Annotated in this window: 14 protein-coding genes, 2 tRNA genes and 1 riboswitch; of the genes, 7 read left to right on the forward strand and 9 right to left on the reverse strand. The window is 54.5% G+C overall.

Annotated features, from left to right (window positions below; translation table 11 throughout):
- Positions 1–17: 17 nt before the first annotated feature.
- The 3 genes from uvrY to pgsA are packed head-to-tail and all read left to right on the forward strand — an operon-like array spanning position 18 to position 3,082.
- Positions 18–677, forward strand: a complete 660-nt coding sequence (uvrY, locus tag Q0824_RS01470; protein ID WP_298446997.1) for a UvrY/SirA/GacA family response regulator transcription factor — start codon at positions 18–20, stop codon at positions 675–677.
- Positions 661–2,523: an excinuclease ABC subunit UvrC gene (gene uvrC / locus Q0824_RS01475; protein WP_298446998.1), complete on the forward strand. Its 1,863-nt coding sequence runs from the start codon at positions 661–663 to the stop codon at positions 2,521–2,523. Before uvrY ends, uvrC begins: the two co-directional genes overlap by 17 nt.
- A gap of 7 nt (positions 2,524–2,530) precedes the next feature.
- Positions 2,531–3,082, forward strand: a complete 552-nt coding sequence (pgsA, locus tag Q0824_RS01480; protein ID WP_298449479.1) for a CDP-diacylglycerol--glycerol-3-phosphate 3-phosphatidyltransferase — start codon at positions 2,531–2,533, stop codon at positions 3,080–3,082.
- On the opposite strand, the gene Q0824_RS01485 is transcribed toward pgsA, so the two are convergent.
- Genes Q0824_RS01485 through thiB form a run of 7 tightly spaced genes read right to left on the reverse strand, consistent with a single transcriptional unit; the run spans position 3,079 to position 10,046 of the window.
- A complete protein-coding gene (locus Q0824_RS01485; RefSeq protein ID WP_298446999.1) occupies positions 3,079–3,705 on the reverse strand; it encodes an ABC-type transport auxiliary lipoprotein family protein in 627 nt (208 codons plus the stop codon). The genes pgsA and Q0824_RS01485 overlap by 4 nt on opposite strands.
- Entirely contained in the window at positions 3,702–4,640 is a 939-nt protein-coding gene (locus Q0824_RS01490; protein ID WP_298447000.1) for an MlaD family protein, read from the reverse strand. Before Q0824_RS01490 ends, Q0824_RS01485 begins: the two co-directional genes overlap by 4 nt.
- A gap of 6 nt (positions 4,641–4,646) precedes the next feature.
- On the reverse strand, positions 4,647–5,474 hold the full coding sequence (locus tag Q0824_RS01495) for an ATP-binding cassette domain-containing protein (RefSeq protein WP_298447001.1): 828 nt from the start codon (positions 5,472–5,474) through the stop codon (positions 4,647–4,649).
- A 3-nt stretch (positions 5,475–5,477) separates the two neighbouring features.
- A complete protein-coding gene (locus tag Q0824_RS01500; protein ID WP_298447002.1) occupies positions 5,478–6,659 on the reverse strand; it encodes an ABC transporter permease in 1,182 nt (393 codons plus the stop codon).
- 41 nt (positions 6,660–6,700) lie between these two features.
- Entirely contained in the window at positions 6,701–7,315 is a 615-nt protein-coding gene (locus tag Q0824_RS01505) for an ATP-binding cassette domain-containing protein (RefSeq protein ID WP_298447003.1), read from the reverse strand.
- On the reverse strand, positions 7,308–9,032 hold the full coding sequence (gene thiP, locus Q0824_RS01510; RefSeq protein ID WP_298447004.1) for a thiamine/thiamine pyrophosphate ABC transporter permease: 1,725 nt from the start codon (positions 9,030–9,032) through the stop codon (positions 7,308–7,310). The genes Q0824_RS01505 and thiP overlap by 8 nt, the downstream gene beginning before the upstream one ends.
- A 9-nt stretch (positions 9,033–9,041) precedes the next feature.
- Positions 9,042–10,046, reverse strand: coding sequence for a thiamine ABC transporter substrate binding subunit (thiB, locus tag Q0824_RS01515; RefSeq protein WP_298447005.1), 1,005 nt, complete (start codon positions 10,044–10,046; stop codon positions 9,042–9,044).
- A gap of 67 nt (positions 10,047–10,113) precedes the next feature.
- Positions 10,114–10,211: riboswitch (TPP riboswitch) on the reverse strand.
- A 52-nt stretch (positions 10,212–10,263) separates the two neighbouring features.
- Here thiB and Q0824_RS01520 point away from each other — a divergent pair.
- The 4 genes from Q0824_RS01520 (at position 10,264) to Q0824_RS01535 (ending at position 14,368) form a co-directional block, all read left to right on the forward strand.
- Entirely contained in the window at positions 10,264–11,397 is a 1,134-nt protein-coding gene (locus Q0824_RS01520) for a DNA repair exonuclease (protein ID WP_298447006.1), read from the forward strand.
- On the forward strand, positions 11,394–14,042 hold the full coding sequence (locus tag Q0824_RS01525; protein WP_298447007.1) for an AAA family ATPase: 2,649 nt from the start codon (positions 11,394–11,396) through the stop codon (positions 14,040–14,042). Before Q0824_RS01520 ends, Q0824_RS01525 begins: the two co-directional genes overlap by 4 nt.
- Positions 14,043–14,155: 113 nt before the next feature.
- Positions 14,156–14,231, forward strand: a tRNA-Gly gene (locus tag Q0824_RS01530).
- A 63-nt stretch (positions 14,232–14,294) separates the two neighbouring features.
- Positions 14,295–14,368: transfer RNA gene (locus Q0824_RS01535), tRNA-Cys, on the forward strand.
- A 97-nt stretch (positions 14,369–14,465) separates the two neighbouring features.
- Here the strand turns inward: Q0824_RS01535 and Q0824_RS01540 are convergent.
- Together Q0824_RS01540 and Q0824_RS01545 are read right to left on the reverse strand one after the other, a co-directional pair.
- Positions 14,466–15,077 (reverse strand): VTT domain-containing protein, encoded by a 612-nt coding sequence (locus tag Q0824_RS01540; RefSeq protein ID WP_298447008.1) that lies wholly within the window; start codon positions 15,075–15,077, stop codon positions 14,466–14,468.
- Positions 15,078–15,113: 36 nt separating this feature from the next.
- Positions 15,114–18,269, reverse strand: a complete 3,156-nt coding sequence (locus tag Q0824_RS01545) for an EAL domain-containing protein (RefSeq protein ID WP_298447009.1) — start codon at positions 18,267–18,269, stop codon at positions 15,114–15,116.
- Positions 18,270–18,326 lie beyond the last annotated feature (57 nt).

Raw genomic sequence — 18,326 nt, forward strand, 5'->3', positions numbered from 1 at the left:
GGTTTGCGAGGTGAAATTTGATCAGGGTATTGGTTGTAGATGACCATGAGCTGGTTCGTTCCGGGATAACCCGGATGCTCGCGGACGATCCCGATATAGATGTTGTTGGCCAGTCCCCATCCGGAGAAGACGCCATCGATTTCGTGCGTAAAGAACGCCCGGATATCGTATTGATGGACATTCGGATGCCGGGCATTGGCGGCCTGGAAGCTACCCGACGCATTCTGAGAATCGACGACACTATCCGTGTGATCGTGGTAACCGCCTGTGCCGACGACCCTTATCCAGCCCGTGTAATGCAAAGCGGCGCGTCCGCTTACATCACCAAAGGTGCGGATATCAGGGAAATGGTTCGTGCTATTCGTATGGCGCATTCTGGCCAGCGCTATATCAGCCCCGAAATAGCCCAAAAAATGGCCCTCAAGCAATTGGGTGGTGAAAAGGATGAGGAGGGCGAGCTCTCCATGTTCGATCGCCTGTCCGAGCGCGAAATGCAGATAGCCATGATGGTCGTGGACTGCCAGAAGGTGCAGGACATTTCAGACAAACTCTGCCTTAGCCCGAAAACTGTTAACAGCTATCGTTACCGGATTTTCGAAAAGCTGGAGATATCCAGCGACGTTGAGTTGGCCCTGATGGCAGTACGGCTCGGGTTGCTCGATGCCCACAAGGTCTGATCCCACCGATGAAAACAGCGAGGGGTTTGACAGCAAGCACTTCCTGAAACAGCTAACCGAGCGACCTGGCGTCTACCGAATGTACGACGACGCAGGCTCGGTGCTGTACGTGGGCAAAGCCGGAAATCTGAAGAAGCGGGTCAGCAGTTATTTTCGGAAGACTGGCTTGGCGCCCAAAACGGAAGCTCTGGTTGCAAAGATTGCGTCCATTGAAGTCACCATTACCGGTAGCGAGACAGAAGCTCTATTGTTAGAGCAGAACCTGATCAAGTCTCTGCGCCCGCCATACAACATCCTGCTTCGGGATGATAAATCCTACCCTTACATTTACGTGTCTGCCCACAGTGATTATCCCTCGCTGACCTTTCGGCGTGGGCGTACCAAAAAGGGCGGAGGTACCTGGTATGGACCGTTTCCGAGTTCGGGTGCAGTCAAGGAAAGCCTTAATGTACTACAGAAGGTTTTCCGCATAAGATCATGTAGTGAAAGCTATTTTCAAAACAGATCGCGCCCGTGTCTGCAGTACCAGATCAATCGATGCACGGCGCCGTGTGTGGGGTATATTTCGCCCGAGGACTATCTGCAAGATATCCGCCACGCGAGCATGTTCCTTGAAGGCAAAAATCCTGCGATTATTCGTGACCTGATGGATGCCATGGAAACGGCCGCCAAAGGCCTCGAGTTTGAAAAGGCCGCTGCGTACCGTGACCAGATAAACCACCTGCGCCATGTGCAGGAACAACAGTCGGTGGATGGGGAAGGTGGGGATGCGGATGTGGTGGCCATTGCACAGGACGCCGGCGTTGTGTGTATCGTGGTCATCATTGTGCGTGGCGGCAGGGTTTTGGGAACCAAGGATTACTTTCCTCGCTATTCTCTTGAGCAGTCAGAGGGCGAACTGTTAAGCGCATTTCTCGGCCAGTACTATTTCGGGGGCAATACGCGCCGCGAAATCCCCAAAGACGTGCTGGTTCCGGTTAATGTGGACGGTCAGGAACTGCTCGCTCAGGCACTTTCCGATGCAGCCAATCGGGACACCCGCATTCGTGGTAATGTTCGGGGCGAGCGCCGTCGTTGGCTGGAATTGGCGATGACCAATGCCCGGCAAACGCTGCTTACCCATATTGCCAGCAAGGAAACCGTCTATCGCCGTTTGCTGGCCCTGCGAGACATGCTGGAGCTGGCGGAAACACCCTCGCGGATGGAGTGTTTTGATATTAGCCACAGCCACGGCGAAAACACCGTCGCATCCTGTGTTGTTTTCGATGAGAATGGTCCCCTTAAAAGTGATTACCGGCTGTATAATATCGAAGGCGTGAAGGCAGGGGACGATTACGATGCCATGCGCCAGGTTCTGACTCGCCGGTACCGTCGAATGGTTGCAGGTGAGGGCAAGCGCCCGGACCTTGTGTTTATTGATGGCGGTAAGGGGCAGTTGAGCATTGCTCGGGAAGTGTTTGATGAGCTTGGGGTTTCTGACATTCCCCTTATCGGCGTGGCCAAGGGTGTAACCCGGCGCGCAGGCATGGAGCAGCTGATCGATGCCATGACCGGTGATGTGTTTCGTGTGCCCGCAGATTCCCCGGCGTTGCACCTGATTCAGCACATACGGGATGAATCCCACCGTTTTGCGATCACCGGGCATCGTAAAGGGCGCGACAAAAAACGCCGTCAGTCTACGCTTGAAGGCATTGAAGGAGTTGGCCCCAAACGGCGCCGGGAGTTAATCCGGTACTTTGGCGGTATACAGGAACTACGCAAAGCCAGTGTTGATGAGATGACCAAGGTTCAGGGCATCAGCAAATCATTGGCTGAAAACATATACGCAGCATTGCATGACGAGTAATAACCGTATGAATTTACCGAACCTGCTCACACTCTCCCGCATCATCATGATTCCGGTCTTTGTGGCGGTGTTTTATCTTCCCATGCATTGGAGCTATATGGTCAGTGCGGCAATTTTTGCGTTGGCTGCAGCTACGGACTGGTTGGATGGTTATCTTGCCCGCAAGCTTAACCAGAGTACGCCGTTCGGCGCGTTTCTCGACCCGGTTGCTGATAAATTGATGGTGGCAGTGGCACTGGCGATGTTGATTCAGGAATACTCGGCAATTTTGCTGACCATTCCAGCCACGGTGATTATCTGCCGTGAAATAGTGATTTCCGCCTTACGGGAATGGATGGCGGAAATCGGCAGCCGGGCAAGTGTTGCTGTGTCTTATATCGGCAAGATTAAAACCACTGCGCAGATGGCGTCGATTGTGGGCTTGCTGGCGTTCCCCCCTGGCCAGCTGCTGTCTGATATTGCCGTGGGGCTCTTGTATATCGCCGCCATATTAACCCTATGGTCTATGGGGCTGTATATCAAAGCTGCCTGGCCAGATCTGTTCCCTGAGAACGACTAGCTCGGGTTAGCGTCGCAGTTTGTTGCCCAGGCAATAAGCTCGTTTGCAAGCTGCTCTCCCGCGTCACCAAAAGCTAGTACCACTGACTCAATGCTCGTGTCTTCAGCCGGTGTAGACACAGTGAAGCTGTTTGAGCACAGAATTACCTGTGACCGGTTATCAACCAACTGCCCATATATCGAAAGGGTTACCCGGGCGCTGTCACCCTGATTGATCGCATGGAAGGCGTTGATTTCTGTCGAAAGGCTCAGATCAGCGCTGCCTGGAGCAGGGTCCATGACCACATGCTGAAAGCTTGCGCTGGCCCTGAATGCGCCTGCCAGCATGTCCCTCACTAAAACCGGTACCGTATCCCGCCATCGCACTCCCCCATACACTCTGAACTCCCACGGCAGAGGTTTTGCCAGAATCCGCGAGCTGTTGTATGGGTCGGATGCCATCGGGGTATCAATTCGCAGGCTTTCAGACCTGCTGGCGGTGTTGCCGTTGAGTGCATGAGGGGTGGGAAAGTCCATAACCCTGGGGGCTTCTGGTACAGGAAATACCGTACAAGCGGCCATTGAGCCTGAAATCGCCAACGCGATACCCGCAGCCTTAAACCTCTGTATAACTGAACGGCTCACTGGGACACCTCCTTGATTGTTGGGGCACCCAAGAGAGTACCCCTGGGGTCTTCTTCCAGGCGGCGGGTAAATTGGTTCAGGTTTCTCAAGGTGCCACGAAGTTCTCTAAGTGCCGGCGCTAGTTCGCCCATTCCCTGAAGCCCTGAATCCAGAGCGCCTTCGTTCTTTCTGGTTAAATCGTCGATACGCACAACCGCTTCCTGAACTCGGGTCATGGCTGAGTTCATACTGGTTAGCACCGATTTTGCTTCATTCTGCAACAGAGCGTTGGCGTTATCCGACACCCTGGACACCTTCAGAGCGGCTTCAGCGGCACGCTGACTTGCATCATCCATCCGGGCTAGCAGGGCCACCAGCTGTTCGCGGCTGCCTAACAAGGATTCACTGGCTTCGCGGGTGTTGCGGAAAATCGCCGTCAGGTTCTCGGTGTTTTCGTTCGAAAGCAGCGTGTTTGCGCTGGTAAGCAGTTGTTCTGCCTTGGTCAGTATTGCCTCACCATTGGTCAGTAAGCTTTTAAAAGCTGAAGGTTCGGCGGTAATTTGCGCCGGATTGGTTCGGGTGCCAATCAGCACCGGGCTATCTTTGGTGCCCCCGCTGAACTGTACGCTCATACTGCCAGCGATGTTGGCCAGCACCAAACCCGCACGGGTATTTTCCCGTACAGGAACTGTCTGTTCGACGCGAACCAGAACCCGAACATGGCCAGGGTTGTCCAGATCCAGTTTTAGCTCCAGTACATCGCCCACGGCAACGCCGCTATAAAGAACCGGGTTACCCTTGGAGAGACCACCCACGGCTTGATCGAATACGATTTCGTAGTAAGACCACTCGCGATCTGCGGAGGATTTTGCCAGCCACAAGGCGAACAACAATGCCGCCACCACCGCCGTGAGCGTAAATAGCCCGATAATCAGATGGTGTGCTTTTGGTTCCATAGCCTCTTACTCCGGTAACCGGCTCGTATCTAGAGCACGAAATGCGTAACTGGCGGCCCGCCCGCGGGGGCCCTGAAAATAGTCCTGAATCCATGCATCGTCTGTAGCGGCGACGTTTTCAATGGTGTCTGCCACCAGAACCTTCTTTTGCGACAGAACAGCCACTCGATCGCAGGTTGTATACAGCGTATCCAGATCGTGGGTGACCAAAAACACAGTCAGCCCTAGCGCATCCCGGAGGGTAACGATCAGCTTATCAAAGGCGGCCGCGCCAATTGGGTCGAGCCCTGCAGTTGGTTCATCCAGAAACAACACTTCCGGATCCATCGCCAGCGCCCGGGCCAAGGCAGCGCGCTTGACCATGCCTCCAGAGAGTTCCGACGGGTACTTAAGGGCAGAATTCGCCGGAAGGCCCGTCAAGGCGAGCTTCATGCGGGCAAGCTCTTCTGCATCCGGGCGGGACAGGTCGCAGTGCTCAATTAATGGCAGGGAAATATTCTGAAGGAGATTCAACGAGGTGAACAGCGCGCCTCTTTGAAATAAAACGCCAAACCGCTGCTCGGTTTTCGAACGCTCTACGGCGCTGAGTTCATCGAGATCTTTGCCAAAAACCCGTATTCGGCCCGCCGAAGGTTTAAGTAAACCCACGATGCTTCTCAGGAGTACCGATTTACCCGTTCCCGAGCCACCTACAACGCCCAGAATTTCGCCTTTGACGAGATCCAGATCCAGGTTTTCGTGGACAACATGGCTGCCAAATCGGTTATCAAGCCCTCGCACTTCAATAACGGGCGCTGGACGACTGTTGGTTTGTTGAATGATTGGCTCTGCCATGATTTACCAGCCCATTTCCATGAAGAAGAGTGCAGCTGCCGCATCGAGAAGAATAACCATAAAAATCGACTGCACCACGGCGGAGGTGGTGTGAATACCAACGGATTGAGCGCTGCCACCAACCTTGAACCCTTCCAGGCAGCCAATGGCCGCGATCAAAAAGGCAAAAATGGGCGCTTTCGATATGCCTACAAGAAAGTGCTTGAGCGCAATGTCACGTTCTACAATCGCCATGAATTGAGTGGGAGAAATGTCCAGCGCAAGCGCGCAGACCATGCCACCGCCAACCAGGCCTGAGATAATGCCAACGAAGGTCAGAATAGGCAGGCTGACCATCATCGCCAGAACCCGCGGAATAACGAGTAATTCAACCGGATCCAGCCCCAAAGTGCGGATAGCATCCAACTCTTCGTTTACCTTCATGGCGCCTATTTGTGCAGTGAAGGCGCTGGCTGTTCGGCCTGCAAGCAAAATGGCCGCGAGTAAAACGCCAAACTCTCGGAAAAATGAGAAGGCGACGAGATTGACGGTGTAGATTGTAGCGCCAAAATCTTTGAGAACCGTGGCGCCCAGGAAGGCGACTACGGCGCCAACCAGAAACGTAAGCAGAGCAACAATTGGAAGTGCGTTGAGCCCGGTATTCTGAATCGCCGCGACGAACGGTGTAACACGCCAGCGACTGGGTCGCGGCAGAATAACCACCAGCGTTGCGATAATCTGCCCAACAAATCCGGACAACAAGTAAGCCAGGTGCCAAACGGCCGCAACTCTCTTGCCAGTCTCGGTGAGAAACTCAACAACCGGCGTAAGACCTTCAGGCTCAGGGGGTGGCCCTTCTCGCATTGCATCTGCCACTGCATACAGAAGTGCACGTTGTTCACGGGGCAGGGTTGTCGGGGTGTGGTCATCCTGTTTTGTCAGTGCAATGAGAGTGTTCGGCCCCAGCAGGGTGGCCAGAAGCGATGCACCGGCTGTATCAACTTGCCCCAGATCTTTCAGGTCGATTCGTTCTGCGGCCCATTGTTGGCCTGAACTGGCCTCAATATGCTTCTTGAGTGCTTTATAGTCAGCCAGAGTCCAATCGCCCTGAACAATCAGGTTGCCATTCTCGCTCGCCAGAGATCCTGGCCGACCGTGATGCGATGAAGACTTTTCATGTTCCGGGGAACTGGCACTGTTGGGCACGGGTGTCAGAATTCCAAAGGTTGGTTTATTAGCTTACTAGCTTAGAGTCTGTGAACGCTATCTGCCAGTAGCTTACGGTCTTCCTTGTCATGGCTGGCCAAAACAATGAGTGTACCCCGAGCTTTTGCTTGTAGCAGTAGTTGCCGAAGAAGATCCCGTGCATCGCTGTCCAGCCCGGTAAGAGGCTCATCCAGAAGTAGTATCGGCTTTTGGCGCAGCATCGCCCGCAATAGGGCTACACGCTGCCGCTGGCCTCCAGAAAGGTCTCCGGGTAAGCGCTTCCCAAAGCCTTCCAGGCCAACATTGTGCAGTCCCTGTTTGATAGCCTTCTGGTCCTCGGGTGTGAGCTTTAACCCAGGGTGGATGCCAAGGCCGATATTCGTCTCAACATTGAGGTGTTCAAACAGGTTGTGCTCCTGGAACACGCTGGTCATGGGTCGTTGCCAAGGTGCTCTTTTGCGCAGGCTTTCATCCCGCCAAAGTATGTCGCCAGATTGAGGCTCAAGAAAACCGGCCAGCAGGTTCATTAGTGTGGATTTGCCCGATCCGCTGGCGCCATGGATGGCAATGCATTGCCCTGGTTCCACTGAAAAATGAAAATTCCATGGAGATTCCTGATCCGGGTATGCAAATACCAGATTTCGTACTTCAAGCATGCTCAGGCTCCGGAACACTTCTGGGTGATTTGGTCGCCAAGCCGGTTTTGTTTAACGGCGATCCCAACCTGTTAAAAACGCTAAACAGCAGGAGCAAAAGCAACACGAGCCAGAGCCCCGTGGCGGCTGCGGCATCCATTCGGTAACTGCCAAGCTGCTGATACAGCAAGACTGGCAGAGTAGGCTGGCCCGGTGTACCGAACAGCGCAATAACCCCGAAGTCACCCAGCGATAAGCCTGTGCCGTAGGCCATGGCCAAAGCCAGTGGCTTGCGCATTCTCGGCCAGTGCAGCCAACGCCAGCGATACCAGCCCAGCACGCCAAGCTGATCGGCTTGCTGACGGCTGGCTGAGTCGAGGCTCCCCAGGGGCCCTTTGAGCATCTGTAATACAAACGGCAAGGCCATCATGGCGTTGATCAGGGTAACCAGCATCAGCCCTTCACTTGAGCTGCCAAGGCTAGGGCGGAACAACAGAAACAAGCCGGTGCCGAGAACCAGAGGCGGGATCATCAAGGGTAAATACGCTGCAACATCGGTTAGCCGGGTGATGGCGGGTTTCTTCGATGTTGTTCCACACGCCAGGATCAGCAGAGCGGCGCATAAAGACATCAAGCCGGCGGGCAGGGCGATGGCCAGGCTTCTTACTGTGGCATCAAGTAACGCGGGATTGACCGAGAAGCTACCCTGCGTGAAGAAGGCGCTGCCCATGCCGGGAAGCCCTCTGATTAAAATGGCCAAAAGCGGCATTCCCAGAAAGAGCACAAACAATCCGAGGACGGTGCCATCTGCCAAGCGCGCGCTGGGAGAGCTCCCTGCTTTGGTTCGGTGGGCTGCAACGCGCCTGTCGGGAAGTAGCGACGCCGTAAGCCCACGGCGTACTGCCAGCCACCACAGAAAACCGCAAACAAGCAGCTGAACCATGGCAAGAAGCGCGGCCTGGCCAGAATCGAATTCGAATCGCAAAGACTGGTAAATGGCAACTTCAATGGTGGTTGCTGCAGGCCCGCCGCCCAGGGTCATCACGATGGCGAAGCTGGTGAAGCACAGGGTGAACACCAGCGCTGCAACACCGGGCAAGACAGGCTTGATGGCAGGCCACTCCACCGCGCGCCAATACCACCAGCGCCCAAGCCCGAGTTGGGCGGCAGCCCTGAGTTGCGATGGAGGTGCACCTTCAATGGCCTGCAACAGAATCCGGGCGGCCAGAGGCGCATTGAAAAACACATGGGCCAATACAATGCCGTTGATGCCGTAGAGGTTCCAGGAAGCACCAAACCAGTCGCTGGCAAAGCCAGTGAACCAACCCTGGCGCCCGTACACGCTAACCAATCCAGACACCGCAACAATCGAAGGGAGTACCAGGCTCAATTCCATCAACCGCAGCAGAACAGCGCGCCCCGGGAACGCAGGTTGTCTGGCGAGGATTCTGGCAATCGGAATAGCCACAAGAAGGCTGAGTAAAACAGAAAGAAACGCCTGCCAAATCGTAAAGGTAACCACGGTTCGCAAATAGCGGCTTTGCCAGAGTTGGCTGATATCCGGTAGTGAAGCCTCCCAGATAAGCGCTCCCAGCCCCGCCGCTGAAAGCAGCACCAGCGCACCGGCGATCGTAAGCCCGGGCCAGAGCTGCCACCCGGGGCGACTGAAAGGTGCAGGCCGCCCGAGTCTCGAGTGCGAAGGTAAAGCGTGTTGCTGGCGCTTAGCGAGGCTATTCATGGTCTGTGATTAGCGTGTCATGGCATCCAGCCACTCGTTCATCCATTGGCGGCGCTTATCACTGACCGTTTTTGGGTCAAAATACAGCGCTTCCTCTGGCTGAATCAGCTTGTCGAAAACAGACGGCAATTCATCGCCCAGGTCAGTAGCTGGGTACATCACATTTTTAAGGGGAATGTGCCGTTGGAAATCCGCGCTCAGCATAAAGTCCAGAAACTCACGCCCGAGTTCTTTCTGATCGGATGGCTCAACCAGAGCCGCCACTTCAACCTGCAGGTAGTGGCCTTCTTCGAATTGCACAGCCTGGTAACGGTCGGTTTTATCCACGGCCATGTGGTAAGCCGGGGAGGTGCTGTAGGAAAGAATCATCGGTGCCTCACCGTTCATGAACAGCGAGAAATAGCCGTCGCTCCAGCTTTTGGTTGTGGTGAGAATCTTGCCGTTGAGTTGCTGCCACTTTTCAGCCGCCTGATTACCATAAATATGGCGCATCCAGAGCAGCAATCCAAGGCCGGGGGTGCTGGTTCTCGGGTCCTGGATGATGATCTTCAGGTCGTCAGGGGCTGCGATTAATGCTTCCAGGCTTTTTGGCGGGTTGGGTAGTTGTTCGGTATCGTAAACAAACGCAAAGTAGCCCCAGTCGTAAGGTACAAATACCGGGTCTTGCCACTTGATGGGCAGGTTCAGAGCTGAAAGATCGGTTTCATGGTTTGCCAACAAGCCGGTTTGCCGGGTGGTTTCCATGGTGGCGGTGTCGAGGCCCAGCACCACATCGGCCTGAGTGCTTTTGCCCTCAAGGCGCAGGCGTTGGAGAATGTCGCCACCGCTGTCCAGAACCACATAGTTGATCTGGCAGTTGCACGTTTGCTCAAAGGCTTCTTTAACGGCTGGACCCGGGCCCCATTCTGCGGCGAAAGAGGGGTGGGTATACACAGTAAGGGTGGTTGCCTTTTGGGCGTGTGCAGGCGCAAACGCCAAGGCAAGCAGAAACAGTGCAAACGCTCGGATGAGCATGGTGGTGTAACCTCCGCAACAAGTTAAGGGTGGCCATAATTGGCAGCCATGTCGCGGGCCCCACCGGCTCTGGTGAGTGCTCAATCCCTTCGCCGGCATAATCCGGATCAGGTTCCGCGGGTATGGTCTCAGCCCGGCATTTGCCCGGCACCCCGTTGAGTTGAATTAAGTGTACCATGCTGGCGGTTGGCAATGGTAAGAGGCAAGGAGAACGCAGGTGCCAAAGTTTTTACACACAGCAGACTGGCAAATGGGCCGGACCTACAGCCGGTTTGACGCCGAAGATGGCGCGGCATTGGTTGAAGCACGATATGAAGCCATCGAGCGGCTGGCGGCACTGGCCACTGAACACCAGTGCGATGCGGTATTGGTTGCCGGCGATGTGTTTGATGCTCAAACGGTGGCTGATCGCACCATCAGGCGCGTATTTAACGCCACCCGTGGCTTTGAGGGTCCCTGGGTAATGCTGCCAGGTAACCACGATGCGGCACTTGCCGAGAGCGTGTGGGCTCGCGCAAAGCGCCTTGGCGCCGTTCCACCGAACGTTCACCTTGCGCTTGAATCCGGGGTTACATCGTTGCCGGAGCAGGGCATCGCAGTGCTGGCCGCGCCTCTAACCCAGCGCCATACCTATGGCGACCTGACTCAGCCATTTGCTGAAATGGAAACCCCTCCCGATTCGCTTCGCATAGGATTGGCCCACGGCAGCGTTCAGGGCTTGCTACCGGATGAAATTGATTCCACCAACCCCATTGCCCCCGACAGAACCGCCACAGCCAATCTGGATTACCTGGCCTTGGGTGACTGGCACGGCGTTAAGCAGATAAATGATCGAACCTGGTACAGCGGCACGCCGGAACCCGAGCGATTCCGCAACAACGATGCCGGGTACGTATTGATTGTTGATATTGAAAGCCCCGGTGCGACACCTCAAGTGACCCGCCACGAAACCGCCCGGTATCAATGGCACCAGTGGCGAGAGACTCTATCTGTCCCGTCCGATCTGGGCGAACTGCTGATTCGCTTAGGCCAATTGCCCGAGGCTTCGGTTCTGGATTTGAAGCTTAACGGTACACTCACGCTGGCCGGCGATCAAAAACTGACGGATGCACTTTCTGTCGCAGAAGCTCGCTACCGCAGCGTTACCTGTGATCGAAGCGGCCTGCAGCTTTCGCCAACAGAAGAAGATATTGCCGAACTGCATGCAGACGGATACCTCGGAGAAGTGGTTCAAGAACTGAGGGAGAGCCAGCAGGCGACAGAAGAAGATGAGGCGGCTGCCGTAGCACGGGATGCATTGGGCATTCTTGCAGGCTTGCTCAAATCTAAAGACGCGGAGGTGGCCCAATGAAACTCCAGCGTTTGCGTGTTGAGCAGTTTCGCCAATTCAGGCAGGGCCTGGAGCTGGATAGCCTTCAGTCTGGTATCAACCTGATTCATGGCCCCAACGAATCAGGTAAGAGCACCCTGGTCCGGGCCATTCGTGCCGCCTTCTTTGATCGTTACCGGTCCAAATCCGCTGAGGAACTGGCACCCTGGGGCGATTCATCCGCTGCCCCGACCGTTGAGTTGGTGTTCGAACACAAAGGCCAGCGCTGGCAGTTGGACAAACGCTTCCTCAAGCGCCACCGCTGCGACTTGAAGGTTGACGACACAGAGTTCAGCGGTGAAGAAGCCGAAGAAAAGCTTGCCGAGTTGCTGGGCTATCAGTTCCCCAAAAAAGGCGCCAGTAAAGAGGAGCACTGGGGCATCCCAGGCTTGCTTTGGGTTGAGCAGGGAACCGGACAAAACATTGAGAACGCCGTACTGCACGCCGGTGGACACCTGAAATCCGCATTGAACAACCTGGTGGGTGAAGTCGCCAGCAGCGGTGGTGACGAGATTATTCAGGCAGTAGAGCAGCAGCGCAAAGAACTCATGACATCCACCGGGAAACCAAGGGGCGACTATCTTGAGCTCGCAAATACTCGAGAGACACTGCAACAGCAAGTGTCGGACCTGAAATCACGGGTTGAACAGTACAAGGCTCAAGTGGATCGTTTGGGAACTTTAGCCGCAGAGCATGAGCAGGCCAATCGCGAACGGCCCTGGGAAGAGGCCCGTCGGGAAATGCAGCTCGCAGAAACAAAGTACCGGGAAGTTGAGGCGCTGCAGGAGCAACAAGCTCGGGGAATCGAGTCGCAAAAACAGATTCAGAAAAACATCATTTTGCTCCAGCAAAGCCAGACCCATTGGCGCAACCAGAATGAGCAGCTCGCGCTGCGTCATCAGAGTTATCTCAAGGCAAAGCAACAACTGGAGCAGGAAGAACTCGCCAGCCCTGAGTTGGTTAAGAAGGTTGAGGCTGCGCGTAGCCAGTACCAGCTTGCCAATCAAGCCGTGCAGCAGGCCCACCTCAGAGATAAATGGGAGAGGCTGGAGAAGGACTGCGCGAGACTGAAAGCGGATCTCGCGAAACTGAATCAACGCCAGGAAGAGGCCAAAGGGATTCAGGTTTCGCTGGATGCAGCACGAAGTGCTAGAAAGACAAACCTTATAGATATCGAAGCATTACGAGAGCTAAAGAAGAATCAACGTGAACTTGATGATGCGAATATCCGAATCCAAACCGTAGCCACCCGTGTTACCTGGAACTTGAAACCAGGTGTATCGCTGGATCTGGATGGGGAGAGCGTTGAGGGGCAGGGCGAGAAGCTGCTGCTGGAACAAAGCGTTCTCGCAATTCCAGGTATCGGTGACCTTGGCATTCAGCCCGGTGGAAATGATCTTGCCAGCCTCAGACGGCAGCTCGAGCGGTTGGAGCAATCTGTTTCGCAACAGCTCGCTGAGCTGGCTGTTGAGTCCGTTGAGGCGGCGGAGTTGAAGCTGACGCGACTGCACGATGCAGAGGCACAGATACAGCGTTTTGATGACCTACTGAAATCCCTGGCACCTAAAGGCGTCGATCAGCTTGGCTCCGAGAGATCTGAGGTGGAGTCCGAACTGCTCGCCCATTCAACGGAACTTGAAGCCCTGCCAGACGCTGCTGTGACGGATGGTGACGCCAAGCCGCTCAGCCAGGCCGAGGCGGAGCTGAAACAGGCGGAAGTACGACTGACGGAAGCCGAGGCCGGGCAGAGGAATCAGGAAGGCCTGCTGCATAAAGCCCGCTACGTTAGCGAATCGGCATTGCGGGAATGGCAACGAATGCACGAGGAGCTGAACAGCCCTGAGCGCCAGTCGCAGATAGAAGGAATAGCTCGCGATATCGCCGCTGCGGAAACGCAAAAAGCAGAACTCGAAGCATCCTTGAAAGACCGTGAAACCCTCATTCGAGAAGCTCGCCCAGAGCTTTTGAAGCAGGACATAGCGCGTTACCGTGCAACTGCCGAGCATCAGGAAACTGCCCAACAAAAGCGGGCCCTGGAACTAAGCGAAATCCGGGCGAAGCTGGAAGCCTGGGGTGCTGAGGGGTTGGAGGAGAAGCACAACGAACTGGCGGCTGATCTAGAACACGTTACCCGCCGGTATTTTGAGCTCGATAGACGGGCAAAAGCGCTGGATATGCTCCTGAACCTGTTAATTGAAAAACGCCAGGCACTGACAAGGCGTTTGCAGGCGCCGCTGCAAAAACATCTGGATCACTACCTGACCGTTCTGTTCCCCGAAGCCAGCCTGGAAGTGGATGAAAACCTCATGCCCGGGAAATTCAGCCGGGGCAGTGAGCTGGGGCAGATGGCAGAGTTGAGTTTTGGTGCCCGGGAACAGATGGGCCTGATCAGCCGCCTGGCCTATGCAGACCTGCTGCAAGAAGCAGGGCGGCCGACACTGATCATTCTGGATGACACCCTGGTGCACAGCGACTCAGCGCGTCTGGATGGTATGAAGCGGATACTGTTTGACGCCGCCACTCGCCACCAGATACTGTTGTTGACCTGCCATCCTGAAAAGTGGCGGGACTTGGGCGTTGAGCCGAGGGACCTCGAGGCACTTAAGATTCAGAGTGCTTCTGGTTAAAAAACACCCACAAACCTCTACTAAAACAGAAACTTAAAAAAAGGTGTTGACGAAAGAGCCGTAATCCGTAGAATACGCATCCGTTGTCGGGGCATTGCTTCGATACGCTTGAAGCGGGAATAGCTCAGTTGGTAGAGCGCAACCTTGCCAAGGTTGAGGTCGCGAGTTCGAATCTCGTTTCCCGCTCCAATTTCTTCAAGTCTCTCAATGCCAACCTGAGAGCACAAAGACTCGATTCCTTCGATCTTTTTAGGCGCGGTGGCAGAGTGGTCATGCAGCGGACTGCAACTCCGCGTACGCCGGTTCGATTCCGACCCGCGCCTCCATTATTTCTACATAGTTTTCAGTTGCTTCACCTGTCAGCCTAGCTGTGCACTACACCAATCTGGCTCGGTTTTACTCGAGTTCACCCTGTGTGTTTATTCACCCGTTCAATAAAGTCCCGCCCCAGATCACAAGTACCACTATGGTAACGGCGATGGCTGCCGATACTTTGTGGCGTTCGAAAATAGCCTGGGCTTTGTTGCCCGCAATGAAAACCAGCAGCCCCAAACCATAGTATCTCAGTGCCCGTGACAAGGCAGACGCTAAAATAAACAAGAAGAAAGAGTAGCTCGTTGCGCCAGCGGCCAGCATGGCAATCTGAAACGGAATCGGAATAACGCCTACGCTCAGGATAAACCAGAACCCGTCCTCCTCCATTCGCATACGCACGTGCTCGAATTGCTCGGGTGTGGAGACCATCTCTACCAGTTGCTGTCCAACGGCATCAAACACGAAATAACCAACGAAATAGCCTACCGTCGCGCCGGCCAGGCAGCCGAGCAGGGCAATCGTGCTGAGAATAAATATCTGGCTGCGGCGAGCCTGCATCAGGGGAATGAGGATGGCTTCCAACGGGATGGGAATGATGATGGATTCGAGAAAGGACGCAATTCCTAGCCCCCAGAACGCGTGGCGTGAGTATACCAGGCGTTTAGTCAGACTTTTAAAGCGGTCCCGTCCCCGGTAAGTATCTGAGCTCGCGTCGTTCATTGCGTCGCCTTTCACTCTTTGTATGGCGTAGGCTTGTTATGTGCCAACGTTCTGTTGCGAGTTTGCTTTGGCTCGATACCAACGCTCAAACTCCTCGCCGGAAATGGGTTTGCAAAATAGGAAGCCTTGGGCCTGTGTACAACCTTGGGAGCGCACGTATTCGAGGGCATAGGTTGTTTCGATGCCTTCAGCTACCACTTCAAGATCCAGCGCAAGTCCCAGTGTAATCATCGCATCAGTCACAGCGCGGCTTCCTCTGTCCTTTTCAAGCCGGTGAAGGAAGGATTTGTCGATCTTTATCTTGTCCAGAGGCAGGCGACTAAGGGACGCGAGGCTGGAGCTGGCGTGCCCGGTTCCAAAATCATCAAGTAAGATGGCAACGCCCAGAGCCTTGAGCCGCGACAGTGAGGCGATCGTGTGGTCAAGGTCGTGTAGCAATGCGGTTTCGGAGACTTCCAGTTGCAGTAATTTTGGATCAATGGAATACCCACCGATCAGTTGTTCGAAGCGATCAACGAAGTTCAGATCACGAAACTCAACAGCTGACACATTGACCGCGATGGGAATAGCTGGAAGTCCCAGGGCGCTCCAGGACGCTAAATGACGTACTGCCTCCTCAATCACCCATCGGCCTATAGAGTTAATGATACCTGTGGCTTCTGCAACGGGAACAAACTGCTTTGGGCCTATCGCACTTCCATTCTGGAGGCGAAGTAAGGCTTCGACACTAACCACCTCTAAGGTACTGATGTCTAATACGGGCTGGTAAACCAATTGAAAGGAGTTGGTTTGTATTGCGAGTTTAAGCAGCTGTTCAATGTTGTTTTGTTGCTGGATACCATCAGTAAGTCCCGAAGAGTAAAACTGGAAATTGCCTCTGCCGTCCTGCTTGGCCTCATACATCGCAGCATCGGCATGGCTCACTAATGTATCGATGTCTTGACCGTCGCACGGAAACATACTGATGCCGATAGATGTTGAAACAGATAGCGTCAACTCTCCAATCTGATAAGGTTCGCTGATCTTTTCGGTGATGGAGCGGGCAACATCTGCGGCATAGGCGGAGGCATCGATATCCTGTAGCAGAACCACGAATTCGTCGCCGCCCATTCTTATGACCAGATCTTCAGCGCGCAAACTTTGTGAAAGCCTGGCGGATATCTCCTGGAGCACCTTGTCACCAATTTCGTGGCCGTGTGTGTCATTTATCGGCTTGAAACGATCCAGGTCGAGAAACAATACTGCGGCACCACGAGCGGCTCGTCGGTTATGAGGCAGCAAGTGCGCAGCGTATTCGAACAGCATCGCGCGATTCGGCAAGCCCGTTAAGGGATCGTGCAATGATGCATGACGTATTTCCTCGTCGACCCGTTTACGCTCGGTGATGTCCCGGAAAAATACCGCAAGCCCGCCATCAATAGCAGGGTAGGCTCTTATTTCTAGCCAGACTTGAGTGCCATTAGGAGTCAAATGGGGCACCTCGGTTGTACTCGACTTTCGGGTTTGCATGACTCGAAGATACAATTCTTCCACTGCAGTGCCTTTGAGTTCTGGCCAGACCTCCCAATGGTTCCTTCCAACGACATCAAAACTACTGAGTTGAGAGATGCGCGACGCTTCTGCGTTAAAATGGGTCATGACCCAGTCGGCAGATATTGAAGCGAAACCTTCCGTCATGCTGTTCAGAATGTATTCGCTGTAATCGCGCTCGCGTCGAAGCTCCGCCTGGGCACGAGCAGACTCGATAGCGGCCCAGGTACGGTCCACTACGTCTTCGGCCAACGCAATCTCTTGTGCTGACCAGTGATGGACTTTGGAGTCGTGAAGCCCCAGCAATACTTGCAACGAACCGGCTTTCAAGACCGGCACTGCGAGTACGGCCTTAATGTCCCTGTCCAGATATGCCTGGGCGTAGCCGGCAGATCGGTTGTCCGTGGTTGCGTCACCAAGAACAAAAGGGTTTCCACTCTTAACCTGAGACGCAACCTCGGGTCCAAAATCCTCCAGCCGGATTTCTGCACCAGCCATTGAATCTGCGCCTTCCGTTGTCCAGCCGGGCCGTATAATTACGGCGTCGCCCGCCTTTGTGAAATCGCCGTAAAACACGCGAGTAACGCCCAGAAACCGGCCAAGTAGTTCCGTTGCCGCAGCCGCGATCTCATTCGGATCCACGAGGGCGCGTAACCGGTCAGTCAGTTTCAACCGGAAACTTTTTCGTTGTTCGATCGCTTTGAGCCTACGCAAGGTGTCTGCCAGCTCGTTGTTGACTCGCTCGAGTTCCTCCTGAGTCTGCACCTGATCGGTTACATCGATACCTTCAGCAAAGATCGCGCTGACTTGGTCATCTGCACCAAATACCGGCCGATACACAAAGTTAAGAATGCGTTCTTTAGCTGGCCTATCCGGATCTGCTTGTATTCTGTACCTGGCTCGGTCTGCGGTGTAAGGCTCTCCTGTAGCAAAGACGCGATCCAGAATACGCACAAAGCCTTGCTCCTTCGCATCAGGCAGTGCTTCTGAGACGAATCGGCCCAAAATAGGACGATGATCGACTACTTGGTCGTGACTCGGGTTGGAAAGTTCAAATCGGTGATTTGGACCGCTCATTAACGCCATAAACGTTGACGCTTTGTTGAACATCTGGGTCAATTGCTCATACTTTACGTCGAGCATTTGATTGGCGTAGGCGAGGTCCGACACTTCATTGCAGATTACCAGTACCCCGCCCAAACCGTAGGGAGCACTCAGGTCGTCTACCGGGGTGAAATCATAGATCCACTGGACACTCTCTTGCTGACCATGGCGGGTAGTAGGAATCGTACGGTTGATTTGTCTGATTGAGCCTTTGCCGGTGAGGACTTGCTCAAACTCCGAGCCGATCATGTGCCAGATGTCCCTCCATACTTCCCTGGCAGGTTGTGCCAGAGAGCCCGGGTGCTGGCGAGGGCCAAGGGTCTGACTGAAAGCATCGTTGTAGATGCAGATGCCATGCTCACCCCACAACACCGCCATCGGCTGTTTTGAACTGAGCACCAGGCTCACAACAGTACGCAAGGATTGTGACCACTCATGGGGCCAGCCGCACACGCTCTCCGTCCAATTATGATCGCGTATTAAACGACCCATCTCGCCCCCGCCTGCGAGAAAATCCCGCGACGGTGTTGCCGTTTTGCATTCTTGGTCTGATCTCATCCGATTTGAGTCTCCCGAAAGAATCTAAAATCCATGTTATCGTTTTTGTCAAGTCTA

It is taken from the genome of uncultured Marinobacter sp. (genome assembly GCF_947488835.1).
Taxonomy (GTDB): Bacteria; Pseudomonadota; Gammaproteobacteria; order Pseudomonadales; family Oleiphilaceae; genus Marinobacter.

What these genes read in the sequence shown, in the direction of transcription:
- uvrC (WP_298446998.1), top strand. Translation starts at nt 661, where the DNA reads ATGCCCACAAGGTCTGATCCCACCGATGAAAACAGCGAGGGGTTTGAC.
- pgsA (WP_298449479.1), top strand. Translation starts at nt 2,531, where the DNA reads ATGAATTTACCGAACCTGCTCACACTCTCCCGCATCATCATGATTCCG.
- Q0824_RS01490 (WP_298447000.1), bottom strand. Translation starts at nt 4,640, where the DNA reads ATGGAACCAAAAGCACACCATCTGATTATCGGGCTATTTACGCTCACG.
- Q0824_RS01495 (WP_298447001.1), bottom strand. Translation starts at nt 5,474, where the DNA reads ATGGCAGAGCCAATCATTCAACAAACCAACAGTCGTCCAGCGCCCGTT.
- Q0824_RS01505 (WP_298447003.1), bottom strand. Translation starts at nt 7,315, where the DNA reads ATGCTTGAAGTACGAAATCTGGTATTTGCATACCCGGATCAGGAATCT.
- thiP (WP_298447004.1), bottom strand. Translation starts at nt 9,032, where the DNA reads ATGAATAGCCTCGCTAAGCGCCAGCAACACGCTTTACCTTCGCACTCG.
- thiB (WP_298447005.1), bottom strand. Translation starts at nt 10,046, where the DNA reads ATGCTCATCCGAGCGTTTGCACTGTTTCTGCTTGCCTTGGCGTTTGCG.
- Q0824_RS01525 (WP_298447007.1), top strand. Translation starts at nt 11,394, where the DNA reads ATGAAACTCCAGCGTTTGCGTGTTGAGCAGTTTCGCCAATTCAGGCAG.
- Q0824_RS01540 (WP_298447008.1), bottom strand. Translation starts at nt 15,077, where the DNA reads ATGAACGACGCGAGCTCAGATACTTACCGGGGACGGGACCGCTTTAAA.
- Q0824_RS01545 (WP_298447009.1), bottom strand. Translation starts at nt 18,269, where the DNA reads ATGAGATCAGACCAAGAATGCAAAACGGCAACACCGTCGCGGGATTTT.